16 protein-coding genes and 1 pseudogene are annotated in these 25116 nt (G+C 61.8%); 11 read left to right on the forward strand and 6 right to left on the reverse strand.

Going from position 1 to position 25116, the window contains the following annotated elements; all coding sequences use genetic code 11:
- Positions 1-327 precede the first annotated feature (327 nt).
- The 5 genes from H9654_RS10895 (at position 328) to H9654_RS10915 (ending at position 9980) form a co-directional block, all read left to right on the forward strand.
- Complete coding sequence (locus H9654_RS10895; RefSeq protein ID WP_191770853.1) at positions 328-3018, forward strand: UvrD-helicase domain-containing protein; 2691 nt, start codon at positions 328-330, stop codon at positions 3016-3018.
- Positions 3019-3379: 361 nt separating this feature from the next.
- A complete protein-coding gene (locus H9654_RS10900; RefSeq protein ID WP_225211997.1) occupies positions 3380-7069 on the forward strand; it encodes a DUF6531 domain-containing protein in 3690 nt (1229 codons plus the stop codon).
- The gene (locus H9654_RS10905) at positions 7069-9321 is read left to right on the forward strand and encodes an RHS repeat-associated core domain-containing protein (protein ID WP_225211998.1); all 2253 of its coding nucleotides are present in this window, start codon (positions 7069-7071) and stop codon (positions 9319-9321) included. Before H9654_RS10900 ends, H9654_RS10905 begins: the two co-directional genes overlap by 1 nt.
- 2 nt (positions 9322-9323) lie before the next feature.
- Positions 9324-9623, forward strand: coding sequence for a hypothetical protein (locus tag H9654_RS10910; protein ID WP_191770854.1), 300 nt, complete (start codon positions 9324-9326; stop codon positions 9621-9623).
- 144 nt (positions 9624-9767) lie between these two features.
- Positions 9768-9980 carry a hypothetical protein gene (locus H9654_RS10915; protein ID WP_191770855.1) on the forward strand — a complete coding sequence of 71 codons (213 nt, stop codon included), beginning with the start codon at positions 9768-9770 and terminating at the stop codon, positions 9978-9980.
- A gap of 617 nt (positions 9981-10597) precedes the next feature.
- Here H9654_RS10915 and H9654_RS10920 read toward each other — a convergent pair.
- Positions 10598-11758 carry a YncE family protein gene (locus tag H9654_RS10920; RefSeq protein ID WP_225211999.1) on the reverse strand — a complete coding sequence of 387 codons (1161 nt, stop codon included), beginning with the start codon at positions 11756-11758 and terminating at the stop codon, positions 10598-10600.
- A 379-nt stretch (positions 11759-12137) separates the two neighbouring features.
- Here H9654_RS10920 and H9654_RS10925 point away from each other — a divergent pair, with 379 nt between their 5' ends.
- Positions 12138-12938, forward strand: coding sequence for a hypothetical protein (locus H9654_RS10925; protein ID WP_191770856.1), 801 nt, complete (start codon positions 12138-12140; stop codon positions 12936-12938).
- 105 nt (positions 12939-13043) lie between these two features.
- Here H9654_RS10925 and H9654_RS10930 read toward each other — a convergent pair whose 3' ends face one another.
- From H9654_RS10930 to H9654_RS10940, 3 genes are all read right to left on the reverse strand, one after another.
- On the reverse strand, positions 13044-13994 hold the full coding sequence (locus H9654_RS10930; RefSeq protein WP_191770857.1) for an XVIPCD domain-containing protein: 951 nt from the start codon (positions 13992-13994) through the stop codon (positions 13044-13046).
- 2 nt (positions 13995-13996) lie between these two features.
- Positions 13997-14641 carry a hypothetical protein gene (locus H9654_RS10935; RefSeq protein ID WP_191770858.1) on the reverse strand — a complete coding sequence of 215 codons (645 nt, stop codon included), beginning with the start codon at positions 14639-14641 and terminating at the stop codon, positions 13997-13999.
- A 167-nt stretch (positions 14642-14808) separates the two neighbouring features.
- The gene (locus H9654_RS10940; protein ID WP_191770859.1) at positions 14809-16005 is read right to left on the reverse strand and encodes a phospholipase D family protein; all 1197 of its coding nucleotides are present in this window, start codon (positions 16003-16005) and stop codon (positions 14809-14811) included.
- 737 nt (positions 16006-16742) lie between these two features.
- Between H9654_RS10940 and H9654_RS10945 the strand changes: the two genes are divergently transcribed.
- Genes H9654_RS10945 through H9654_RS10955 form a run of 3 tightly spaced genes read left to right on the forward strand, consistent with a single transcriptional unit; the run spans position 16743 to position 17665 of the window.
- Positions 16743-17159, forward strand: a complete 417-nt coding sequence (locus H9654_RS10945) for a hypothetical protein (RefSeq protein WP_191770860.1) — start codon at positions 16743-16745, stop codon at positions 17157-17159.
- Entirely contained in the window at positions 17156-17449 is a 294-nt protein-coding gene (locus tag H9654_RS10950; protein WP_191770861.1) for a helix-turn-helix domain-containing protein, read from the forward strand. Before H9654_RS10945 ends, H9654_RS10950 begins: the two co-directional genes overlap by 4 nt.
- Positions 17450-17458: 9 nt before the next feature.
- Entirely contained in the window at positions 17459-17665 is a 207-nt protein-coding gene (locus H9654_RS10955; protein WP_406833469.1) for a hypothetical protein, read from the forward strand.
- Positions 17666-17751: 86 nt separating this feature from the next.
- Here the strand turns inward: H9654_RS10955 and H9654_RS17800 are convergent, their stop codons facing one another.
- Both H9654_RS17800 and H9654_RS10965 read right to left on the reverse strand, forming a co-directional pair.
- On the reverse strand, positions 17752-21078 hold the full coding sequence (locus H9654_RS17800) for an XVIPCD domain-containing protein (protein WP_225212000.1): 3327 nt from the start codon (positions 21076-21078) through the stop codon (positions 17752-17754).
- Between the two features lie 35 nt (positions 21079-21113).
- Positions 21114-21749, reverse strand: a complete 636-nt coding sequence (locus H9654_RS10965) for a DUF1629 domain-containing protein (protein WP_191770862.1) — start codon at positions 21747-21749, stop codon at positions 21114-21116.
- A 555-nt stretch (positions 21750-22304) separates the two neighbouring features.
- On the opposite strand from H9654_RS10965, the gene H9654_RS10970 reads away from it, so the two are divergent.
- Together H9654_RS10970 and H9654_RS10975 are read left to right on the forward strand one after the other, a co-directional pair.
- The gene (locus H9654_RS10970; protein WP_191770863.1) at positions 22305-23396 is read left to right on the forward strand and encodes an MrcB family domain-containing protein; all 1092 of its coding nucleotides are present in this window, start codon (positions 22305-22307) and stop codon (positions 23394-23396) included.
- Between the two features lie 311 nt (positions 23397-23707).
- Positions 23708-24953 (forward strand): annotated as a pseudogene (locus tag H9654_RS10975) (IS256 family transposase).
- Positions 24954-25116: the final 163 nt, after the last annotated feature.

A 25116-nucleotide genomic window follows, 5' to 3' on the forward strand; every position in this document is an offset into this window, starting at 1 on the left:
ACTGCTCTGGTAGCGCCGACCCATGGGCGGCGAGCGCACCGCGCGGTGCAGGCATCCCGCCGAGCATGGCTCGGCGCTACCAGTCTGCCGTCCACGTTCCCCGCCGAACCACCTGCACATCGCGCGAACCTGCCGCGTGATCACCTGCACATCGCGCGAACCTGCTTTGGTAGCGCCGACCCATGGTCGGCGAGCGCACCGCGCGGTGCAGGCATCCCGCCGAGCATGGCTCGGCGCTACCAAGGCATCTTCGCCGCCCGCGCCCCCCCACGCTGCCCTATCATGACAACACCGTTGAAACACCGATCCCGCAGGACCGCAGTACGCATGACGCAGCACTGGAAACCTTCGCGCCTGGCCCTCGCCCTGCCCCGCTCTGCCGCGTGGGAACTGCACCTCGATGGCGAAGACGTGCTGATTCACCTCGGCGATGCCATCCACCGGCATACCCTCGGCTTTGATGCGCACCTATCCGTGAAGCGCGGCCTGTTGTGGGCCAGCGTCGTGGTACAGCGCCGCGACGGCCCAACGATCACCCTCGACGGTCTCTCACACGCGGACGCCAGCACCCTCGCCACGGCCCTTGATGCAGCCGAACGCGCACAGGACCAGCGTGACCGTCGTCCGGCGTTCCTGCATAGCCTCGACCTGATGCGGCAGTGGAACGGTGAGGCCGAGGAACTGCTGACCGAGCGCCGCGCGCAACGGCGCTGGATCGGCCACGACGACCAGCAGGCCCTGTTGGCTGCGCGCCCCGCGATGGGTCTCTCACCCACCGCGCTGCACGCGCTGTTCCATGATGCTGACCTGCCGCTGGATGAGGACGAACGCGAATCGGCGTTGATCGAACTGGAGCTGTGGGAACAGGACTGGAACGCGGCCTGCGACGCCGTCAACGCGCAGATCCTCGCCACCGAGCGCAACGCAGCGCGCCCCCTGCTGGACCGCGTCGAAAGCCGCCCGCTCACCGACGAACAGGCGCACGCGGTGATCTGCTTCGACAACCGCGTGCAGGTAGTAGCCGCCGCCGGTTCCGGCAAGACCTCCACCATGGTCGCCAAGGCCGCCTATGCCATCCAGCGCGGTTACGCCGAGCCGCGCCAGATCGTCATGCTGGCCTTCAACAAGGAAGCCGCCGGCGAACTGCAGCAACGCACTGATCGCGCGTTCGCCCGCCTCGGCATGGGCGACAGCGTCGTGCAGGCGCGCACCTTCCACGCGCTCGGCCTGGCGATCATCGCCAGTGTCACCGGGCGCCGGCCCAAGGTGCCCGACTGGGCGGTGGATGCCACGCTCGGCTTCCATCGATTGGCCGACCTCATCGACCAGCTGAAGGACCGTTCGCACGCCTTCCGCACCCGCTGGGACATGTTCCGGCTGGTGTTCGGCCGCGACCTGCCGGCACAGGGCGGTGCGATGGATGCCGACGGCTGGGACAAGGACGGCAGCGGCTACGTGCGCACCCTGCAGGGCGAGCGCGTGCGCAGCGTGGAAGACTGCATCCTGGCCGACTGGTTGTTCTACAACGGCGTGCGTTATGCGTACGACCGCAGCCAACGCTTCGACGCAGGCGATGAGGCCTTCCATGCACAGCCCACGCAGTTCTATTACCCGGATGCCGGGCTGCATCACCGGCATGGCGGCGCGGACACCGATCCGCTGCCGCACACGGAAGGCCCTCATCTGGACACCAGCTCGCACGATCTGCGCATGGGATGGGCCTTCGACGATCTGGGCCAGGCACTGGCCGAGGGCGGCGTGGCGGTCGATCCCAACCCGGACCGCGACACACCGGACGACGGCCAGAAGCCGATGCCCGACGCCGAGCTGATCGGTCTGATGCGCACCTTTATCAGCCATGCCAAGAGCAACTGCCTCGGCCTGGATGACATGGCAGCGCGACTGCGCGAGATGCCCGACGACCAGTTCAAGGAGCGCTATCGTCGCTTCCTGGAGATCGCCGGACCGGTGCTGCAGGCGTGGGACGACGCGCTGGATGCAGAGCACGCCATCGACTTCGAGGACATGCTCAACCAGGCCGCGGAGCACCTGGAACAAGGCCGCCATGCATCGCCGTATACGTTGGTGATGGCGGACGAATTCCAGGATGCATCGCGCGCCCGCGCACGCCTGTGCCGCGCCCTGGTGCAGCAGCCGGGCACGTACTTTTTCGCGGTGGGTGATGACTGGCAGTCAATCAACCGCTTCGCCGGTGCCGACGTCTCGGTGATGACCCGCTTCAGCGAATGGTTCGGCCACGGGCAGGTGTTGCGGCTGGAGCAGACCTTCCGCTGCCCGCAGGCCCTGTGCGATGTCTCCAGCCGCTTCATCAGCGCCAACCCGGCGCAGATCCGCAAGCACGTATGGTCAAGCACGCCGAGCCATGGGCCGGTGCTGCAGGCGTTCCAGGTTGCCGCGCGTGATCAGCTCAGCGATGCCGTGGGCCAATACCTGCAGCAGCTGCACGAAGCGTGCCTGAGCGGCGCGATGCCAGCAGGCCGCGACGGCAAGCTCAGTGTGTTCGTGCTGGGCCGCTACAACGCCGACCGTACCTACCTGCCCGGCAACTGGCGCTCACGCTTCGGCGCGACGCTGGAGGTCAGCTTCCTTACTGCCCATCGCAGCAAGGGCATGGAAGCGGACGTGGTGATCCTGCCGGCGCTGCTGGACCGCGCCTTCCCCAACCTGCGCGCGGACGATGACGTGCTGTCGCTGGCGATGCCCAGTGGGGACACGTTTCCGCTGGGCGAAGAACGACGGCTGTTCTATGTGGCGCTGACACGGGCACGGCGCTCGGTGGCGATGTTCACTGTTTCCGGCAAGCGCTCGGCATTCCTTGACGAGCTGGAACGGGACGGCGCGCTGCAGGTGACCACGCTGGACGGAACGCCGGTGAAAGAGCAGCGGTGCCCCGCATGCGGTACCGGCGTCATCGTGAAGAAGACCGGGAAGTACGGTGACTTCCATTCGTGCTCCGGATACCCGCGGTGCGAGCATAAGCCGCGGCTGACCGCGTAGCAGCACGTTGCCTGGGAACGGTAGTGACGGCCGCTGGCCGTCATACGTGACAAGAACGGACTCGGGTCGGCGCGTTCGCAGCCGAGCCGACTGAAGTCGGCTCTACACAGCCGCGTAGCTCTCGCGTTCCGGTATCAAGCGGACGACTGAGCCCTGAAATCAGAGCCGGAAGTGCTTGGCAGATTTCGCTCATGCGAAAGCGTGCCCGCTCCATATGTCGCTTTTGGCGCTACTCACCACCTTCGAAGCCACACAAACTGACGCCCGGTTGGATTTCGCCAGAAGTTCACATAGTATTCAGCCAATCAACAGCGCAGGGAAGGCGCAGTACGCGCCATGCGTATCACTCGGGGGATTGAGAATGGAATTCTGCGACAAGCGGATGCTGGCTGCGTCTCTGGCAACAGCGTTGCCTTGGCTCGTCATGGTATTGCCGGTCTTCGGCGCCTCGTCAGACATGGATTCGAGGAAGGGGATTCGCGTACGAAGCGTGCTGGACGGTAATGGCGGCCTTCCGCCGCCCACAGATTTAGGCCGGGTAACCACTACTGTTCCCGGCATGAAGTCATATCGCGGATTTTCGACCTCGTATCTCAATGAGATGGGACGTCGAACGGGTATGGAGGCCGGCGCTGGAGCCCGCGGCGCTTTCGTTGCCGCCAAGACCTCCAAGGAGCAGGAAACCGACGACAAGGAAGACGACTGTCAAGGCAAGGCGGGCAACCCCGTCGTTCTCTACACCGGTAACAAGGTGGAACATGAGCTCGACTTCGCCAGTAATGGCGAGATGGGCCTTTACCTGCAGCGCACCTACAACCATCACTGGAGCGCCACCGGCCTGTTCGGCCGCCACTGGCTGAGCAATTTCGATTACTCGCTGGTCTACTCCGACGCCCAGAATATCCTGTGGGCGCAACGTCCCGACGGCCGACGCATCAAGTTCCTGCTCGATACCGCGAGTGGTCGTTGGTACGAAGACAAAGCCCAGCCGGTGGCCTATATCACCCGCGACGCGAGTGGCGTGCTGACCCTCGTCAACGAAGACCGTGGGGTGGAGACCTACGACGCCGAGGGCTTCATGACCCAGCGCCGTAACGAGCAGGGGGTGAAATGGACGTTCGCCTATAACAACCGTTACCTGCAAACCGTTACCCATTCCTCTGGAAGGAAGGTCACCTTTGCGTGGACCAACGGCCAGCTGACCCAAGTAACGGATCCGGCGGGTGGAGTTTACAAATACACCTATACCGCCAATGCATTCGGCAGTGGCACAGCACGGCTCGCCAGCACCACGCTCCCCGGCGCGCCTGCCACCACGATCACGTACCACTACGAGGATGCGCGGTTCGCGGGCGGGCTCACCGGAAAGTCGTTCAACGGCGTCCGCTACTCCACCTTCGCCTACGACGTCGACAGGCGCGCAACCCTGTCCGAGCATGCCGGTGGTGTGGAGCGCTATACCTTTGGCTATTCCGTGCTGAGCACCGAGGCAGTGAGCCCGCCACCGGCTCCTGTCGCTCCGGGCAAGCCAATGAATGGAGGCGCCGAACCGGAGGCGCCTTGGTGCGAACCGCGTCCCGGCGGGGAAATCTGCTACGTGCCGCGGTCCCTCCCAGGCGGTGGCTTTGTGCCCGCAGGCATGAGCGCTGGATTGCCGTTGAACGCAATTGCCAGCACGACGGGGACCAAGCAGCGCCCGGTGAAGATCCAGGTCACCACGACCAACCCGCTGGGCAGGCGCACCACCACCGCCTATGACGACGGCAAACAGGTATCGGTGGCCGGGGATGCATCGCCGCGCTGCCCCGCGAGCTTCAAGGAAGCGTCCTACGATGCCAATGGCTACCCGGATCTTGTCCATGATTTCACAGACAACCTTACGGACTACGACTACAACGCCAAGGGCTTCATGCTCAAGCGGGTTGAGGCGGTGGGAAGTAGTGCCGCCCGTACCACCCAGTGGCAATGGGATGCCACGACCAATCGTTTAACCAAGATGACCGTGCCGGGCGACCACGAGGTCACTTACACCTATGACAGTCGTGGCAATGTCGCCACAGTCACGACAAAGAATCTCAGTACCAATGGTCAATCCCAGCAGAGCCGCGTGCTTCGGTTCACATACACCTATCATTCGAATGGGTTGAAGGCCACCGTCAAGACGGACGGCCCCCTCGCCCAGGACGATGTGACCGAGACCTACAACGGCCAGGGCGATCTGGCCTCGGTCCGTAACGCGCTAGGCCATCAGGTTACCTACGCCAACTACAATGCCCTGGGCCTGCCACGAAAGATTACCGGCGCAAACGGTGAGGTCACTGAGATCACCTATGACGCCCGCGGACGCATTACCTCGCAGAAGCAAAGCATAGGCACCGGCTGGGCAACGTCCAGCACTACGTTCGACGCCACTGGCAACGTGGCAAGTGTCACCCGCCCGGACGGTGTGACCACCCGTTTCAGCTATGACGCGGCACGGCGGCTGATGCAGGAAGTGCGTCCGATGGGCGATGGAACCTATGCCTGGACGTACAACAGCTATGACAACGCGTCGAACCTGACCCGGACCGAAGTGCGCCATGCCGACTTCCCTATGGGGAGCGCGGTGACCGGTGTGATCGAGGGCATCAATCACGATGCCAACTGGAACTGGTCCATAGGTGGCTGGGCGTGCACCTCCGGATCCAACAGCTCCATTGACGTTCATGCTTACGCTGATAACGGTGCTCTCATAGGAGGCTTTACGGCGAATCAGGCCAGCGAAGCTGGCGTGGCTGCGGCCTGCGGTGCGAGCGGAAACAGCTACAGATTCAACATCCCGATCACCCTCGCCCAGCGCCAGGAATTGGGTGGGCGGCGAGTGACTATCTATGGAGTTTCGCCTCAGGGGTCCGCGCATAACAGGCCCTTGCCTGGTTCCAATAGCTACGCCATCCCAGATGCGCCGGTGGTGGGGCAAATCCATGGCATAGGCCGGGACGCTTCCCTCAATCACTATGTCGACGGCTGGGCCTGCGCTGTGGGTTCAGCGTCATCAATCCAAGTCGACGGCTACGCTGAAGGGGGCGTCTATCTGGGTAGCGCGCAGGCCAATCAAGCTGGCGACGCTTCCTTGCGAAATACTTGCCAAGCTAACGGAACCGCATATCGCTTCCAGTTGCCGATTACGCTCGCACATCGACAACAATTGGGTGGTAAGCGTGTCACTGTCTACGGAATATCGCCTCGCGGCCAGTCCCACAACGTAGCGTTGCCAGGCTCGGGCGTTCATGCGATCGCTCTGGCACCCGTCATCGGGGATATTGGTGGAGTGACGCGAGACGAGAACTGGGACTACTTCGTGGAGGGTTGGGCCTGTTCCGTTGGACACGCGGGGTCGATCGATGTCCATGCCTATGTCGGCGGCTCTGCGGGCACGGGAAGCTTCGCGGCGGGTGGTCGCGCGGATCTGGCAACCGGCCCCGAAGTCGCCAATGCATGTCAGAGCCAAGGCCAGGCATACCGGTTCCGCTTGCCACTGGACCTATCGACACGTAGTGCACACGGCGGAAAGGCAATCTACATTCACGGAATCTCGCCGTTTGGTCAGCCGAACCTCACTATCAACAACTCCGGCACCTACAGCGTGCCATCGATCGTGCGCACGGCGGAGAATCTCAGTTTCACCACAACGCCCGATAACATCACTAACGGTGAAGGCACCACACTCAGTGCCCAGGTTCGCAACACGGGCAACGTGGTCTGGCATGGCGATACCTACCTCGCATGGGGCTTCATCCATCTCACCGAGAACATGCAGCTGGGCGCCCCTGTAAAGCCGGGAGAGACCGTAACGTTCAGTCGCCGTATTTCTCCTGAGAATCCAGGGAACGGCGGTCGCTACTTCGAGTACTCCGCGCAGATGGCGACGAATGGCACGGCATGGGGCCCACGATCCACGACGGGGGTGGTCGTACACAACAACCTGCCAATCTGCACCGGACGTATCTGTGAGGATCCGCGCCGCGTCACCCCGGGTGTAGGACTGGACGCCAAGGAAGGAGCTCGCTGATGTCCGCATTGACCCTTGCCCTGATGGGCCTGAACAGCGTCGTCTTCAGCGCGAACTACGAATACGACGAGATGGGGCGTCTGATCGCAGAACGGGGTAACAGCGGTCAGAACGTCCGCTACGCCTATGACGCCGAAGGTCGCCTGACCCAGGTCACCGACTCACAGAACCGTGTTACACGCATGGAGTACGACGCACGTGGCAGGCTGCTCAAGCAGATCGATGCCGCGGGCGGAACGACCAGCTTCACGTATGACCTGGGCGACCGGGCGACGCGGGTGGTTGATCCACGCGGACTGGCTACAACGTATGCCTATGATGGATTCGGGCAGTTGTGGCGCCAGAACAGTCCCGATACCGGCACCACCTCGCATATCTTCGATGCAACCGGTCTGCTCTCCTCAACGACGCGCAACGATGGCTCGAGCACGACCTATGCCTACGATGGGCTGGGGCGGTTACTGGCAGCCAGTTCCGATGGCCAGCAACTCGCCTACGTGTACGATGATTGCAGCAGTGGTAAAGGCCGACTCTGTGGTATCCGTGCTCCTGGGACTGATTCGAACTTTGCTTACAACGCGCAAGGGCAGCTGACCGGAAGGAACGACTGGATCACCCATGGCGGCGCACATACGCAGAATTCCACCAGCTATGAGTACGACGCGTTAGGTCGGTCCGCCAGAATCTTCTATCCTGACGGATCCGTGGCGAACTACGGTTATGCTGCGGGAGGCCATCTCAACTCACTCTCTGTCAGTGCAGGTGGCAGCACCCATGGCGTCATCAATGGCGTGCAACTGAAAGCCATCGGCGCCAGGGCATGGCTGTCTTACGGGAACGGTCTTGGCAGGGGATATAATCACGATCTCGACGGTCGAATGACCGCCATGTCAGTGAGAGGACCTAGCGATTGGATGAGCTATCTCGACTATGCCTACAGTCCAGATAACGAGATCGCCCAGATTGCAGATGCACGTACAAGCAGTCTCAGTCAGAACCTTGGCTACGATCAGCTGAGCAGACTGGGATCACTGAGCCGCAATGGCGTGCAAAGTCAGCTTTCCCACGACGCGGGCAGCAACTTGGTAGGGATCCAGTCAGGCGCCGATTTGACGCGTTTTGTCATCGATTCTCAAAGCAATCGCCTGCTGGAAGCTATTGATCCTTCAGGCACCCGCCGCTATCAATATGACGCCTTGGGCAACCGCATCAGCCAGACGCATGGTGCTCGGACGACGACCTATGACTACGGCGCCTTCAACCGAATGGAGCGCAGCAACGTCGATGGGCGCGTTACTGATTACCTGCTGAACGCCCAGGGACAGCGCGTCAGCAAGCATAGTGCGACCAGCACGAGCCGCTACTTCTATGCTGGTCAGAACCAGTTGCTTGCCGAGCAGACGGATGGGCTGTGGGCCAACTACCTGTGGTTTGGTAATGAACTGGTGGGTCTGGTGCGCAACGGCAACGTAGTCAACATCCACAACGACCACTTGGGGCGGCCCGAGTACGCAACTGACAGCAACCAATCGGTCGTATGGAAGGCTTACAACTACGCGTATGGACGGAGCGTCACCCAGGACAGCATCGGCGGACTCAACATCGGTTTCCCAGGGCAGTACTACGATGCCGAGACAGGGCTTTGGTACAACGGCTTCCGGGATTACGATGCGGAGAGTGGCCGGTATGTGCAGAGCGATCCGATCGGCTTGGCTGGTGGAACTAACACCTACGCGTACGCCAACGGCAATCCTATTTCCTTCGTCGATCCAACGGGGCAGGTCGGTCTCCCCGGCGCATGCTATGGCGCCATTGCGGGAGCTATTGGCGGCTACGTATCAGGCGGTGACGCCAAAAGCATAATTGTAGGTGCTCTTGCCGGTGCAGCCGTTGGTGCGGTGAACCCGTATGCTTCGCACTGGGCCGGTGCAGCAGCTGGAGGGGCGCTGGCTAGCGCAGCTGGACAAGCAGCAGGCAATATTGCGTCGGGAAGGGACGCGCTCGATGCCGAGAACTACAATGCAGGAGCCGTGGCTGGATCAATGGTTGGAGGAGGTGCAGCAAGCTTTGCAGGAAATGCGCTTGTCAAATTCTCCCCTGTTATCCGCCTCAATGTCGTGGGGCGACCGGTGGGCGCGACGAACATTTTGAGAACACCAGGTCGGACGGCTGCTGCTATTGCGGAGGGATCGATTACGGGGGCAGGTGAACTCGCGGGATCAACAATCAGCTCTGGCTGCGGGTGCGATTAGAGATGCACATCCTCGTAATTATGCTAGCACCATTCTTATTTGTCATTCCGCTCTCCGTTGGAGTCGCGGCAGCGACGACTCGCGTAGCGCTGATTTCCTACGCATTCTCGTACGCCGCGTTGTGCGGGGCTCTCCCGTTCGCGTACGGCTACCTTTTTATGCCCGACATCAGGGGAGACTTCGTCGAGATGCTCTCCACGGCAGCATTGATCGCGGGGATGAGGTTGATGGATCTATATGCATTCCAAGGTCTCCTCCTGTTCAAAGAGAAATGGAAAGAGGTCCGACGTGTCAACAGGTGACTTACCGGACCCCAGTAGCCCAGCATGTTAATCAGGCTGAAATCCTCTCGCGTTTTTCGCCGTTAAGACGGCCACCCTTGCCTGAGGATGGCTGTCTGCGGAAACTGCTTTTCCAAAGTATATGATCGGGGTCGTCACGGAAACATGACCGTAATGTCGGTGAGGGGACTAAGCGACTGGATCGATCAGCTGAAAGTAAGCCAAGAACTTTTCCGCCAGATCGCGCTCACAGGCGGCATAACCGAGCTGTATGTCGGCGTCTTCGTCGAAGGGGACAGCGGCTTTACGCTTGCAACTGACGATATGAGGCGCTTGGCCGAGCTGTCACTGGAGCTTTCGGTCGAGGTCTATCCGTAGGTGGCTGCATCGATCCCATCAACGTCATGCCGTTCAGGCCTGTACCTGGACGTGATGGCAATGAAGTACGGGGATGCCCCCCAGAGGAAGATAGTCACATGAAACGATTTCTCGCCTCACTGGCATTTGTGCTCGTATACGCTTGCGGAGTTCTTATAGCCTGGAATACGCCCGGCATAGCAAACAACCTGACACCAATCTTTGCGATCGCGTGGGTCTTTGCAACCAACAAGATTGTTTCTTGGATGGTGAATAAGGCTGGCTGGGATCGCCATGAGTAAGAACGCCATTCATCTCATAAACGCGGCCGTGACTTTCGCAATCTTCGCCCTATGCACCGCAGTGTTGGTGGTCAAGGTTTTGGAAGAAGAGGCGCTGTTCTTCCGACACTATTTGCTCGGCTACCTAGGCTGCTTTTCCTTACTTCTCGCCGTTCTTTCAGTAGTGAATTTTCGCAACAGGCGCAGAAGGTAGGCGACCGGGGTGCAGCGTCAGCGGTTCGCGGAGTGAGGACGGACCGGCGCCGGAAGGATCAGTGACGACCAACGGTCGTCACCCACCCTCCGCTTGCGGCATCACGCGCAAAAGCTTGACGGCCAGCGGCCTTCACTACCGGGTTACAGGGCGATGCGGGCTACGCTTTCCTGTGCGCCCTTCTCTTCCTTGTCGCCGTTCTTGATGCTCACGTACAGCACGTTGCTTCTGGCATCCAGTGCCAGGCTGTTCGGGTGCGTGGGCACTGACCACTCGCCCGTCTTCTGGTAGCTGTCGCTGTCATAGCCGGTCACCGTGCCTGCTTCGCGGTTGGTCACGTACAGGCGCTTGCGCGGTGCGTCCAGCAGGATGCCCAGGGTGCCGGCGTCGGCCGGGATGCTGGCCAGTTCCTTGCCGGTGGTTCGGTCCAGTACCAGCACGCGCTTGCCGGGGTGCGTGGACGTGAAGCCTTCGATGCTGCTGCCCTGGTACTTGCGGATCATCTCCGAGCCCTGGTCGGTGATGAAAAGACGCGGGCCGGCCGGGTCCAGCGCGATGTTCATCGGCTGCTCGGCGGTGACCTTGTACCGCTGCTCCACCTTGCCGGTATCGGTACCTACCACCACCACTTCGCCCAGCAGGTTGCTGGTGTACACGCGCTTGTTGGCGGCATCCAATGCCAGGCCAGGTGCCTTTGCGTTGCCCAGGCCCGGAATAGTGTCCAGCAGCTTCAGCGACTGCGTGTCCACCACGAACAGCACACTGCCCTGGCCAGAGTGCCCGGTGACGTACAGGCGGTGGTTGGCGCCGTCCACCACCAGCTCGCGCAGGTCGTGGGTGTAGCTGGCCTTGCCATCCTTGCCCACCTTCTTTTCCATCAGCTGCACGATGCCGAGCGCCTTGCCCTGCGCGGTGTCGACCACCGTCACCGAGGTGTCCACGGTATTGCCCACGTACAGGCGGTCATTGGCATCGTCCAGCACCACGCCGAAGCCCTTGCGCTCCAGCGGGATGGTGGCCTGCACGGCCAAGGTGGCCGGGTCCAGCTTCAGCACCTGGGCCGGGCCGGCGCCGTCGCCGAAGCCGCCCGAAGAGGCCACGTAGACCGCGTTCTGCCTGGCGCTGTAGGCCAGCTCGTACAGGCCCTGCGCCACGGCACTGCGCTGCACGGCGGCAGCGCTGCTGACGGCCGGCGTGGCCGCGTAGGCAGCCGGCACGCCCATGCCGATGGCAATCGCCACGGCAAAGGCAGCAACGGTGCAGCGACGGGCCATGCCCCGGGTCTTGGAAGAGATCGAATTCATTGCAGCGTCCTTGTGTGAGTCAGGAAAGATCCTTGGCTCGCGCGGCCGCGTATGCAGTGCAGAAACACCGAAGCGGCCGGCCACACGACGAATGCGTGGGCAGGCTGGCTGAGGACGACATGGTAACCCAGCTCCGTGGACGCGTCCTCCCCGGAGGCGGCCGACTTTGGTCGGTCCTCGGCGCATGCACGACACCTTATTCCTGTGACCAGCGCGCCCCTTGAAGTGAGGTAGGGCGCCAATCGCACTGCGAAACACGCGTTGAAGGTGTCTTCCACGACGCTTCCCACGCACCTGTAACGCCTATCGATGACCAGCAGGTTTTCGTCCATCAAGCGATCTCCATAGTCCATCGGACCAACCTGAGTGGAGATTTCCCATGGCACGTCCGTCAGTAAATCCCCGAGCGGTGCTGATTCCGATCCTTTTCGCCGGCCTGCTTCCCTGCGCGTACGCGGGCAATCAATCCGGTAGCGCCGTAGTGGTGTTGGGCACGCAGGCCTACCGTTGGCCATTGAGCGAGTTGGCAGGTGACGAAGCGCCGCCCGCGCGGGGCCCGGTGGAGCTCACGCTCATCGCGCCGACCATGTGTCCACGCGTCACAGACTCGAACCTACGGGGCGCGGCTGCGGTGCAGGCAATGCTGGCCGAGGTGCCGATCACCATCGAATTCCCTGAAGGCCTATCGGCGACGGCGATGCTGGAACGCAAGCTGGACAATGACGGCAGCAGCGCAGCGGGTTCCCTGGAGCGGCGCGACCCACGCGAGCGCCTGGAACTGCGCCTGCAACAGCCACCGCAGTGGGGACTGTCGCCCTACACAGTCAACGAACAGCTGATGACGGCCTACGCCCGCGATTACCAGGCCCGCTACAAAAAGGCCCTGACGCGCACGCCCGGTAATGAACCGGACTGGTACATCGCCAAGTCCGCCGATGGCAGTTTGGGCACCTTCATCTCGTGCGATCCCCCGAAGGCCCTGCAGCCCTCGCTCAGCGGGCGCAACGACCCCACCATCGCCGCAATGGACCCCGCGCAGCTCGCCGGCTGCATCCACTACTTCATCGATGCCAAGCGGAATCTGTTCGTCCAGATGAGCTACCAGCGCACGTGGCTGAAGGACTGGAAACAGATGGAGGATGGCGTACGTGCGCAGATTGGCCGGGCTGAGGTGAAGTAATCGACCTGTGACGTCCGTGACGTCCGTGACGTCCCTGTAGTGCCGACCTTGGTCGGCACAGCTTGAACAACCTCAATCCAGCCGGCTGAAGTCGGCTCTACAGGCTCACCCCATCCGCTGCACGGCGGCCTGCTGTTCCTGCACTTGGCTCTGTTCCTGCATGGCCACCTGCTGCTGCGACTGGCTGATGTGTTGCGCCTGCTCCATCGATTCATGCACGGGCGTCTGCACTGCGACCGCAGTGGGCATGCTGGCGCGCAGGTGCGCGGGGTCTGACGGATCGCCCTGGACGACGAACACGTTGGTGCCTGCGTGCCCCTGCTCATTAGCCTGGCTGAGCAGCACGTGGTCCACGCGGGACAGGCCGTTTTCCTTTGCCAGGCAGAACAGGCTGCCGCACATGCGCTCGCTGGCTTCGTCCGGGGTACGGCCGTGGGAGGCGTCGAGTGCCGCAACACCCCGCGATATCTGCCCGCCCAAGGCCTGGTCATTGCTGGTATACAGCCACTGCTCGAACGTCTGCTTCGGCAACGGGTTTCGCTCTTCCTTGTTGAGCGGGCTATCCGGAAAAGGCGCCTCAATGCTCTGGATATGCGGAACATTCCTCGCGGGTTGAATGACGCCTTCGAAGTTCTTGAACTCGATGCCGACCGCCTTGGCGTGGAGCCCCGCGTGGTTGAGGGCGCCCCAGGTGAAATCCGTACAACTGTTGCTGAAGGCGTCGTACTTCGCATCCAGACCGTACCTCACCGGGTCAGCCGAGTACTCGCGGATCTTGTTGAACTGCTCTTCGCTGATCTCGATAGTGCGCGCGTAATACGGCGCGACGTAGGTCGAGGTGTCGGTAGTTGCGGGATCGCCTAGATATCCGCCGCCGGGTAGGCGATCCCCAGGCTGCCAACCTGCGCTGCGCACATCGGCGCCGTGGGATGTCTCCAGATACATATGTCCTGTCAGCGATGTCCCCCGGGACTCGTTCGGCTGCTCAGGATTCACCATCGGCGTGCCAGGCGCTGCCACGTAAACGGTCAGGGTATATGCGTCATTCTTATCCATGGTCACTTCGACTTTCCGTCATAGGCGATGATCAATTCAGCCGGACTGTCCTTGAGCGCTGGACGATCCTCCAGCAACTCGATCACTACGTGGTATCGGCCAGGCGCGGGCGAGCCCGCGTAAGCAAGCGCGAGCTCATCATAGATAAGCCCGTCCTGCAGCAGACCAGCCTCGCGCATCATCCCTGTATTGACACTATGTGGCGAGGCCTTGGGCGTGAAGCCATCAGCGCCAAGCTCGACTCGCTTCTTCAACTCCGGCGCTATTCGCAGAAGGGACACATCAGTCCGCGATTCTCCGTCAAGCTTCTGCAGGCGCACGCGTGCTGGCAGCCCTTCCCGCACGATCAGGCTTGACCGCGCAACGATCGCCTTCGGCGTCTCCTCAGCGATCCGAATACCAATAACCAACGAAGAGCCTGCCAGCTCCCCAGGCGGCGGCAGATCAAACTCCAGATCCGCAATCACACCCGGCTTATCCAGCGCGACAGGCCGCGTCAGCGGCACCCGCGTGCGTGCGGCCGCCTGTACGGCATCAAGCGGCGCTACGGACGGCGGCGCAGGCGGCGGACCACTACAGGCGGAGAGCACGGCCAATGCGAGAGCCAGCGCAGTGCTTTGAAGGCGTCCTGATGATGATTTCAACATGATGCATCCCTATTCGAGGCTTCCCGCACTGAGTGACGTGCAGTCTGGTTTCCTTGCCCTGCCGAGCATAAGGGAAGCGACTTATCGGGAAGTGATGACAGAATCGGCGGGCTGCGACTAGGTCATTGCTTGCTCAGCTGTGGTGCGTGGCTACCAGCGTGAAGATCTTATTGTTTAGAACTATCTTCATTACCGGGTGCTACTGCCCAAATTAGGTAGTCCAGCTCTGCAATGGTCTTGGCCGGATATCCTGCAGGTGCGCGAGACAAGGCCGCCGCGAGCTTCTGCGCCAAATCGATGTAGCGGACGCCCTCGGGCGCCCGGCGCGGCGGACGGAACCGGTTTTCGGCGAGGAACTGCCTGACGGGCTTGTTTAGTACCGGATAACGTGCAGGCCAGTGCAGCGAAAGCATTTCCGAAAACCAAGCCTTACGCGCAGGATTGGCTGTCTTTCGCAGGTTGTTGAGCTGGGTGCGGACCACGGAATCGCGCTCGGCACTGGTCGCATCTAGGATCGAGACGAATGCACGGGCGAGTTCGCAGAAGTCAGCCTTTGCGCCTCTTCTCTCCCAGCCGGCCCCTTGGAGACGATTGCCTGCTTTCAAGCTCCAGAGCTGATTTATCTGAGCGTAGAAATCAGCGCTGCTCACATTGCCGGCCGCAGCAGCACGGAAAAGTGCTTGAAACTGGCCTCTGCCCTTTTCGAATATCGCCAGCTGGCCGCGCCTGCGCCTCATGAGCTCCGCAGCGCGTTCGGGCGAGATGTCGGGCAACTGGAACTGAATAACCGGCGTTGGCGTCTGCGAGCTGTTGGCGGCTGACAGCGCCTGCGGTTGGCTTTCGGCGGTGCGCTTCGGACGGACTTGACCTTCCTGATACTGCTCGATCCATTCCTCTGAAATCGGCACCGACAGGTTGGGCTCGCACATATCCTCGATCCAGCTCCGCGCAGCAGCAAACTCCCTCGCAGAAAGGGTGCCGTATACGTTGGCTTCGACGTTGCCGTCGAACGCAGCTCGCGTGAGGTTGGATGAGCCGACGATGGAGCGGCAATCACCACTGGCTGTCTTCCAGAATATCGCTTTCGGATGAAAGCCAGTGATTCCCTCCGCTGCGCGGAAATCATTCAGCTTGTCCGCAGGCATCCAGTTCAGCAGCTCACGGCAGGCTACCTTCCGGGTGATTCCGAAGTCGATCCCGACTACTACGCGTAGGCGCTTAACGTTTGCCGGGGCCGGGATACTTGAATCCCAGTGTGTTAGGTAAGCGGAAACGATATACAGCTCTACCGCGTCGGCGATGGCCGCTGCATAGTGCTCACGCAGGAAATTCTTCGAGTTCTCATCATGCAGCAGGAGCTTCATGCGTTGCCCTTCCTGGACTGATCGATCTGCTGCTATCGGCAGCGACAGGCGAAGCTTAAGCATTGAAGCGTCCGCGGTTCAGTTTCGGACCCCACCAGCCCTCTTCTCCCCACGCTTGCACAAGAGCTCGTGTTTCCTGCTGCGTGCTCAGACTATGCCCGCAGCTGATCATGATATTGCGCCACGGAGAGCTCCTGTGCGAAGGCCAAGGCGGGGCTGAGGCAGAGGGCAAGCAGGGTCAGGGGGGACGTCCGGGTCATCGCAGGTTCCTTGGGTGGCATGGGGCGAACTTAGCAACGGCCGGGGGAGGAGTTGCAAAAATAATGTGAGGCCGCGTGTCGCTTCGGGCCGCCGCCACGTTCGCAACAGGCCGTTGCGGTGAGCCCCGGGCGCCCATGGGCCGGGATCACGCTTGCGTCGCCTATGAAGAACCATGCGCTGTCACTTTTGCAGATTCGCCCATGTACGCAATGACCTATGGCTGATGGTATGGACGCGCTGGCGACGAAGAGCGTCAGCCGGGATTGGCATCCTGTTAGCGCACCAAACCTTGGACTCTGTTTTGCCCTTTGGGCACGGCGGAGAATGCACTGCATCGGTTACCGGTCTTACGGTGGGCGGTGCGTGGGGATCCCTGATCCGCCGGTCTTTTGGTTTGGTCGCCCGGTATGCCAACCCGCATCGCCCGCCACCTGACGCCTCGGCGCAGGTGGCCTCAAGCCTTGTGAGGTACGCCGATGGATCCGCACTATCCTCTTAGCGCAGAGCGTCTGTATGCCTTGATGGGCGACCGGATGATCGACTTCCCGCCGCATTTCATAGAGCGCCTTGAGCGCAGGCTCGAAGAGTTTGAGACGTCACGCACCAACGCGCGCCGCGTGATGCACCTTCGCGTGGTGCGCGATACCGAACCCGGTGTGCCGCTGACTGCCTGCGGCTGCGCTGGGGAGCCTCAGCGGGAGGCTGATGTGGCCGTGTCCATCCGCACGCTGCAGGCACTGGCCTCCATCTTTGAAGTGCTGCACTCGTTGCATATGAGGCAGCAGGACGGTCAGCAGGATAGCGGGCTCGGCCGCTTCCTGATCGAAGAGCTGAGCGTCTGCGGACGAGAACTGGTGCGGTCATCGGCAGGTGCCATGGGGGGCCAGCCATGAGCGTGCCGGACAACAGATTTGCCAACGCGCGCGTCACCAATCTGCGTGCAGCGGAAATGGCCGAGTATCTGGATGGCCGCCTGCATATGATCAACTACGATGAATCGACTTTCGCGCGATCCCTCCTGCTGGCGTCCGAGCTATATGGAATGAGCCACGTCGCGTACGAGTGCGGACTGAGCAGCGACGCCATGCGCCGGCAGCTGAGCGGTACCCGCCCGCTCTACTTCGACAGCGTGCTGGGCGCCATGCGGGCGCTGGGTATCCGGTTGCGGATAGAGGTGGTTTGAGTGGTCGGCGTGGCACCCATGCCGGAGGCGTGGCTGACTGCGTTTGATGCCACGCTGGTGCGCTACTTCGCCGTTGATCATTTGGCTGCTGGGGCGGACGCGGCCGTCCTGCAGCGGTATGTGGACCTGCCGGGAGACCAGGCGGCGATGGCCTTTGCCGAGGATTATGAGCTGGCGCGGCTGGACTGGTGGTCGTGGGGGAGAATAGCGACGTAGGAATGCAACGCGATGCTGGCTAGCCACACGTGCAAGGGGTGAATAGGCAACGGAAGCCAACGTTGGAGGACTGACAGGAAGGAGGTTCAGCGCATGCCCATCGAACGCGCCTGCGCATCCTGCTGTTGCACCTGATCCAGCTGCACCTGCTCCTGCTGCTGCTGCTTCAACGCTTCCTGCTCCTGCCGCTGACTGACCACTTCCAACTGTTGCACAGACTGTTCAACCGGCGTCTGCGCTGCCTGTTCTGTGGGTATCGATGCACGCAGGTGCGCCGGGTTATCCGGCTCACCCTGGACAACAAACAGATTCTTCCCTGCGTGTGATTCAGGCGTCGCTTGGCTCAGCAGGACGTGGTCCACCCGTTCAAGACCGTTGTCCTTAGCCAGTACAAGCAGGCTGGTAGTCATGCGCTCGCTGGTTTCGTCGAATTCCCGCCCGTGCCGGGCATCCAGCGCCGCCACACCGGCGCGCACCTGCTGGTAAAGCGCGTGGTCGGGATGCTCGGGCTGCAGGGGTGCTGGGGACGGACGTGGCGTCTGTGCCTCATCGGCAAAGGCAGTGGCTGCTTGCGTGGTCGAAGCAGAGTGCACCGGCTGCTGTGCGGCCTCAATCTCGGGCTGCATGGGCGTATGGGGCGGTTGCTGGGCACTCGCGGAAGGCACTGGATGCGAAGCAGATTCAGCCGCCGCAATCTCAGTCGGGCGCTGCTGCAACGACGGTACCTGCTGCGCGGTGGTCGCGATGATTGAGGCATCGGCACCTGACTCAGGCGCAAGCGGCGGCCGCTGCTGTACGCTGGCCTCCCTTTCCTGCGCAGGCTGCTGCGGGCTGCCGGGAGCTTGGACCTGAGCGGCATGGTGCTCTGTAGTTGTGGGTGCACGCGTCTGGGCCTGCTGCGCGCTATGCGCTTCACGCTGGCTCGTCTCCTCGCTCGCCTTTGCGCCCGCACGCGCATTCTGCTCGGCGTGCAGCTCCTCTCGCTGCACGCGTGGCGGAGCTTGCTGGAGGCGCTCTGGTTCCGCCGGCGCGGCGCCAGGGGGCGCTGCTGCCATGGCCACCGCGGCGGCCGGCTGGATCGTCTGCGGCGGTAGGGCAGCTGCCGGCTCCGCATCGCGCTGTCGCTCCACATCAACGGCCGCTTGCGGCGCGTGGGTCTCATCCTGCAGCGGCGTATGCACGCTGACTGCAGCGAAGCTGGCCACCTGCTGCGCTTCCTGCGTGGAAACGCCTTGGCGATTGGCCTCGCGTAGTGCCTGCTGGTAGGCCTCGCGCTCATCGGGCGACAGCGCGGCGATGCGTAGTTCCGGCGAGTTCGGAACGGGGGCCTGCACTGCCTGCTGGGCGCGGACCTCACCCAGCGCCTGGCGCAGCTCATCGCTCCCCGTAACGGCCACCTGGCGAGCCACACCATCCTGCCCAGTCTGATAGTGCGCAATGGGGCTGTCATACCCGTACTGCCCGCTCTCGTTGCGCTGCAGCTGCTGCAGCGACGGTCCGGTGATGCCGCTGGCCTCGCGGGTGCGCTGCACGGCCAGTTCGATCGCCTGCTGGGTTTCAGGGTTTACGTAAAGATCTACACCGGCACTGCGGTAGCGATGCACAAGCTCATTCTGTTCCACCTGCGCGGGCGACGGTGCCGGCCGGGACTGGATGGCTGCCAACTCATCCTGCCACTGCTCCAGCGAGGGCTGGCGCATCTGGTTGGTGAGTTCCAGCTCGGCGGCGAGGTTTCCGCTGGCCTGCCCTTCCGCACCCTGCCAGTGCCCGGCTTCACTACGCTGATAGCGGTGCCCATCCGAGCCGAGGACTACATGCGGGGTGGCCTTCACCGACTCGACCGCTGCGGGAATAGCAACGCCGTACTGCTGCGCGCGTTGGGCTGCATGGCCTGCCAGGTAGGTCGCCGCCATTGCTTCCTGGCCCGTCGCGATGTTGGATTCAATGCGCCCCAGCGACTGCTGGTTGAGCTGCTGGGCACGCTCCGGCGTGGCGACCTGGGTTTCGTAAGTACCACGGTCATTGGCGCCGGAAAGCCCGGTCTTGACCTGGCGTTCCCAGGCTTGGCTGTCCGGGTTTCGGTGCCAGTCTGCATTGTCCAACCCGCGCTGGTCGCTTGGCTGGGCGGGAATGCGGAAGGGATCTTGGGGCGTCGGGGTCTTGGCCAGCGCGAGCTCCACCGCCTTGGCGCCCGCCATGGCGCCGAGCTCCTGGGACTTCTCGTAGCTGGCCGCTATGCCCTGCTCAACCGGGTTACTCCGGCCATCGGCCGTGCGGTCGATCGCCGCCTGCCGTTCCCAGTTCCGGCCGTTGAACTGCCAGTCCACGCCAGCCTTGTCCGTCTGGTGGTAGATGGCGCGGTTGTCCAGCAGATCCGCGCCTTTGTCGAAGGCCTTGCTTAGCAGCAGGGCGTCCGCCGCGACCACGGCAGCCGGCACGAAGCCGCTGCCGCCAAGGGCCATGGCCGTCGAGGCACCGCCCGCCCAGCCGCCCATGTTGCGGGCGATGGCATGGTTGAGTTCGGATTGGGCTGCGGTGGCGTTGCCCTGTTCGAGCAGCTCGGCCGAGCGGCGGGCGGTGAGTACGGCATCGGCGCCTGTGGCGAGCAACCCGCCGGAGCGGACGAGCGTGCGGGCAGATGCCTCGCCCATCAGGAGATCGAGGGACGCGGCGCCTTGTTGGCCGCGGGGGACGCGGATGCGGTAAGCAGCCTCCTCGCCAAGTACCTTTTCAACAGTGTGGATGCCCTGGGTGGATAGGACGATGCGGCCGTCGTGGTGTGCGTTGGCGATGGCGAGGGACAGGCCGCTGCGCTGGAGTTCAATGTTGCCGCCGCGCGTCGGTGGGCGGCTGTCCACGTGAATCTGGTTGAGCGTGGTGACGATGCGTGACTCTGAACTAGCAACTGCGCCCCAGCCGTGGTCTATGCCGGTGAAGCCTTTCAGGGCTTCTATTTGTTGGGCGTGGTTTTTGTTGTATGCCCAAGCATTTCGGAAGAAGTCCTCGACTTTTTGATTGGTCAGCGCAGCCGTTTGGCCGAGCGGTGTATTCGTATTCAAATCACCGTTGATCAGGCCGACCTTGACCGTGTCACGTAGTTGCTCGACTCGGTGGACTATACGATCCATGGCGGCCGGATCACCTTCCAGAGCGGCCCTACCGTCCCTTGTTCTCGCCAAGTCATCCAGGCGTTCCAGCATCCCCTTTTGGTAGGCACCAAGCGGACCGCCATTGTGCGGTGTGACGCCTAAGGTGTCTGCGAACTGGGGGTTAACAGGGAGGAAAAGCCGATTTTCCGGCGCGTGGATGTCGAACCGTCCAAGCTGTTGTAGCTTGGCAAGCAACGCGCTGTTCTTCAGCGTCTGCTGCTCAATGCCATGATGGTCTTGGAAGTGTGTCGAGTAGTTGGGCATGGATCAGGCTCCTTCCTGTCGCCTATGCTTCTGGCTTAACGGTTGACCACGTCGTAGAACCAGAGACCGTTGGAATTCTTTGCGTTGACGATGCCTGCGTCCTCTACGGCGTCCTTAAACACCCGATCACAGAAGACCCCGCCATGGAACGGCAATCTGAAGACGTGCGCCGAGCCCAGCACGTCGCGCTTGAAGGCCAAGCGCACCTCACCCGTGAGACCGTAGTACTTCCCTTCTTCGTAATCGTCACTTACCACAAGATCGAGAGTGGAAGCTTCCTCGTCGAGGGCATCTACCGTACGGATCACATCGCACAGGAAATAGGTCGGCCCCGGAGAGCCGTCAGCCAGTCGGTAATCGGTTTCAGCGAAAACAAACGCTTCAGGATCAACCGCTTCCATAACTTGGCGTAGACGATCCGAGACAAGCCAGTAGCCGCTCATACCACCTTCGAGGTCCTGGGGGAGCACACCCTCTCGCGGGTGATAGACCAAGCGAGGAGTCTCACGCAGCGGTGGAAATCCACCCGTCTTGGGCTGAAGGATGAGACGCGGTGGCGTCAGCAGTTCCTGCTCATTCTCGAAGATCACCCCGTGGCCCTTCCCACCTCGCGTGGCGTCAGGCTGCAGCTGGAAGAACTCGCCTTTCCTCGGTTGATTGGTGTTTGCCATTCAAGGGATCCTATCCGTGTGAAATCGGGCTATTGCTGCGGGACAGATTAACCTGGGCGCCCGTAGCGAGCCAGTTCGATTGATGCGCGGAGGATCTGGCCCTTGCAGCGGCACTGAACTTCCCATGCGGCAGACTCAGTTCGGGCGGCCTCGAGTCTCTCTTGAGTCTTAGCGGCTGGGACGGCGTGCACGCATCCTGATCCGATCTTTGGGAGAGCAGACGGCGTTATGAGTTGATCGGGATCGGCTGCGGGACTTTGATGAGTCAGGCTGAGCTTCTATGCCATCGACCATGCGGACGCTGGGATGGATCGGAAGGAGCTGGGCTAGTACTGCGACCTTCCGGCGAAAGATGCTTCGCTGGCTTGCGGGAGGATTTGATCGCTGTCGGGTGGATAGGTTTTGACCGCTGACAGGGGCTCTACGGATAGCTAGCAGTTGCGCTCTCGGAAGGTAGCTAGGTGGGCGACTGCAAGCCAACGCCAGCACCGGATTGCAGCCGTTTGCGACACGAGGTATAGATAGCGGCTATCGGAAATGTTCGGAAGCGTCGCAATGGGGATCAAGGAAGAACTTGGAAGCGTTCTCGCACTGCAGAGGGAGTACAGCTCTGACCTAAACGAGGCAATGAGAGCCCGCGGTCAATTGATTAGGCACTCTCTGCCGGCCTCCCTCGCTCTCTATTCGGAAGATATGCGCGTCGGTATCGGGCTGGAACCCGGCGATCTCCTGATAGAGGGTCGTGATGGCCTAGGACGCCGATCGCTGGTTCCTTGGGTGCGCTTTGCCTCCAAGAATCTTTCGCCCCGCGCCACGTTGGGTTGGTACGTGGTTTTCCTGTTCCGTGAGGACGGCGCAGGCGTCTACCTCGCACTGGCGCATGCCTCCAAAGAGGGCGCAGCTGGCGGTTTTGTTGCACGATCGGAGAGTGAAAGGCGACGACTAGTAAGGTGGGCTAGGGATCTGCTGATCGATGAGATCGGTACCGACGACCGTCTCTCGAATCAGATGGAACTCGGCCAAGGCGATCTTGCACTCGCGTATGAAAGTACTACCGCAACTAGCTACTATTACCCCTCGCACGATCTGCCCAACGAGCTTCAAATTTCGAGCGATCTGCGTGCTATGGCGGGGCGTCTTGGACGCATCTACGCCGGTAGGTCCGCACAGATCCAGACGGGGGAGACCTCCCTAGATGTCATATCCGCCTTGGATGCAATCGAGCTGGCCACATCGGGCCGAGCGTTTAGGGGCCAAGGATATGGCCTCACACCTGCCGAGCGCCGAGTCGTTGAGCTACAGGCAATGGCAGCAGCAACTAAGTACTTCTCGTCGCAGGGCTACGAAGTTCAGGACACCAGTTCTCACCAATCCTATGATCTGAAGCTTACACGGGGGCTAGAGACTGCTTTTGTAGAGGTGAAGGGCACTACCGGCCAACTCGGAGATGTTGTCCTCACTCGCAACGAAGTTGACCATCATTTGGCCTGCTATCCAAACAACGCGTTGTTTGTGCTGCACGGCATAAAGCTTAGCGACAGCACCTCTGGACCCATCGCGAACGGAGGGATATCCAACGTGCAGATGCCTTGGCGAGTAGATCAGGAGCGGCTCCAGCCGATTGCGTACAGATATCGAATCGAGTAAAGAGCTAGGATCGAAGAAGGTGTTCGGTTTTTTGTGTTCGGGCGATGGAGCCCGCCGTCGACGGCCCCTTGGCCTGGATAGTGGGTTGGTTTAGAGTCCGGTGTTATCTTTCTTCGCCGCCAACTGCGCGGCGTTCTGGCGGAGGAGAGCCCGCCAAGCGCTCGTTTGGGTCTTTCTTCGTAGTAGGTCGCCCCACCAGCTTTAGATGCTGGTACGGCTATGGAGCAATGTCGGGAACAAGTTCTCGTTGAGGGATTCGGGGAATCTCATAAACTTTGTTTTCGGACATAGCATGTTGAAGAAGAACATGTATGCCAACCAAGAAGAAGAAGACGCCACGCCAGACAGCGCGTAACCTGCCAAGGCTGCCGAAGGAGCGGATTGATCAGCTCGCCACTGGGACGATGAGCGCCGGGAAGATCGAGGACATCTCGGCAGCCCTGAAGATGGCACTGATCAAGCGTGCACCGGGGGCCGAACCTGGGCACCATTTGGGCTACTCCGCAGGCGCAAAGCTCCGGCCCGAGGCGCGCAACCAGCGCAACGGAAAGAGAGCAAGACGGTACTGACTGACCATGGCCCGCAGCGGTTGGATATGGCCCCTGATCGCGACGGCAGCTTCCAGCCGATCCTGATCTCCAAGCACGAGCGGCGCTTTGCCGGCTTTGACGACAAGATCATCGCCATGTCCGCACGAGGCATGAGCGGCCGGGATGTCCATGCGTTCCTGGCCGAGCAGTACGCCACGGAGGTGTCGCCGGACTTCATCAGCTCGGTAACCGACGGAGTTCTTGAAGAAGTGGCCCTGTGGCAGCAACGCCCATCGGAGCCGATGTATCCGGTAGTACCTTCGACCCACTGCGTGTGAAGATCCGCGAAGAAGGCCTGGCATTCAGCAATGCGGTCTACCTGGCGCTGGGCGTACCGCCTGGTGGCACGCGGGACATCCTTGGCATTTGGATTGAGACCACCGAGGGCGCCAAGTTCTGGATGAGGGTGTTCAACGATCTCAAAGCGCGCGGCGTGGAAGACTAGACCGGCCATACATCCTGATCGCGGTGACCGACGACCTGAAGGGCATGCCCGACGCACTGGCGGCGGCGTACCCGGCCACCGCCCCGCAGACCTGCATCGTGCATTTGACTCGGAACGCCCTCGACTGCGCGGACTGGAAAACCATAAGCCGCTCGCAGCGCCCCTCCCAGCCGATCTACCAGGCGACCCATGCCGAGGCCGCAGAACAGGCGCTCGCGGCGTTTGAGGCCGGCCCGCCTGGGCCTCCGGTACCCACCCTGACAATGGCCCTGGCGGTGAGTTCGGGACCGCGTCGCCCCATTTTTCGTCTTCCTTATGGGAATCCGCAAGGTCATCCACACCACCAACGCCATCGAGAGCGTCAATGCGCAGTTGCGCAAAGCCATCAAGACCTGAGGGCATTTCCCCACCGATGAGGCAGCGACCAAGCTGATCTGGTTGGGTCCACGCAACATCACGGCCAACTGGACCGGCAACAGCCATGGACGGAAAGAGGCGATGAGCCAGTTTGCGGTCCTCTAGGGAGACAGGCTCATCCGCTCGCCTTACTGAGAACCCAGGCCGCCTGCCGGCGGCCATCGTCGCCCGAACCCAAAAAAAGGAGACTCTCCGCGCTTCTCGACAGATCCAAAGTAGGCAGGGAAAGCCACCTGCGTTTACGCACACATCAATTCAGTGAGTTCAA

The organism is Stenotrophomonas lacuserhaii, assembly GCF_014836545.1.
GTDB lineage: Bacteria > Pseudomonadota > Gammaproteobacteria > Xanthomonadales > Xanthomonadaceae > Stenotrophomonas > Stenotrophomonas lacuserhaii.

Bases quoted from the DNA above. Each gene is read 5' to 3' on its own strand.
- H9654_RS10895 (WP_191770853.1), top strand. From the start codon at position 328: ATGACGCAGCACTGGAAACCTTCGCGCCTGGCCCTCGCCCTGCCCCGC.
- H9654_RS10900 (WP_225211997.1), top strand. From the start codon at position 3,380: ATGGAATTCTGCGACAAGCGGATGCTGGCTGCGTCTCTGGCAACAGCG.
- H9654_RS10905 (WP_225211998.1), top strand. From the start codon at position 7,069: ATGTCCGCATTGACCCTTGCCCTGATGGGCCTGAACAGCGTCGTCTTC.
- H9654_RS10910 (WP_191770854.1), top strand. From the start codon at position 9,324: ATGCACATCCTCGTAATTATGCTAGCACCATTCTTATTTGTCATTCCG.
- H9654_RS10915 (WP_191770855.1), top strand. From the start codon at position 9,768: ATGACCGTAATGTCGGTGAGGGGACTAAGCGACTGGATCGATCAGCTG.
- H9654_RS10920 (WP_225211999.1), bottom strand. From the start codon at position 11,758: ATGAATTCGATCTCTTCCAAGACCCGGGGCATGGCCCGTCGCTGCACC.
- H9654_RS10925 (WP_191770856.1), top strand. From the start codon at position 12,138: ATGGCACGTCCGTCAGTAAATCCCCGAGCGGTGCTGATTCCGATCCTT.
- H9654_RS10930 (WP_191770857.1), bottom strand. From the start codon at position 13,994: ATGGATAAGAATGACGCATATACCCTGACCGTTTACGTGGCAGCGCCT.
- H9654_RS10935 (WP_191770858.1), bottom strand. From the start codon at position 14,641: ATGTTGAAATCATCATCAGGACGCCTTCAAAGCACTGCGCTGGCTCTC.
- H9654_RS10940 (WP_191770859.1), bottom strand. From the start codon at position 16,005: ATGAAGCTCCTGCTGCATGATGAGAACTCGAAGAATTTCCTGCGTGAG.
- H9654_RS10945 (WP_191770860.1), top strand. From the start codon at position 16,743: ATGGATCCGCACTATCCTCTTAGCGCAGAGCGTCTGTATGCCTTGATG.
- H9654_RS10950 (WP_191770861.1), top strand. From the start codon at position 17,156: ATGAGCGTGCCGGACAACAGATTTGCCAACGCGCGCGTCACCAATCTG.
- H9654_RS17800 (WP_225212000.1), bottom strand. From the start codon at position 21,078: ATGCCCAACTACTCGACACACTTCCAAGACCATCATGGCATTGAGCAG.
- H9654_RS10965 (WP_191770862.1), bottom strand. From the start codon at position 21,749: ATGGCAAACACCAATCAACCGAGGAAAGGCGAGTTCTTCCAGCTGCAG.
- H9654_RS10970 (WP_191770863.1), top strand. From the start codon at position 22,305: ATGGGGATCAAGGAAGAACTTGGAAGCGTTCTCGCACTGCAGAGGGAG.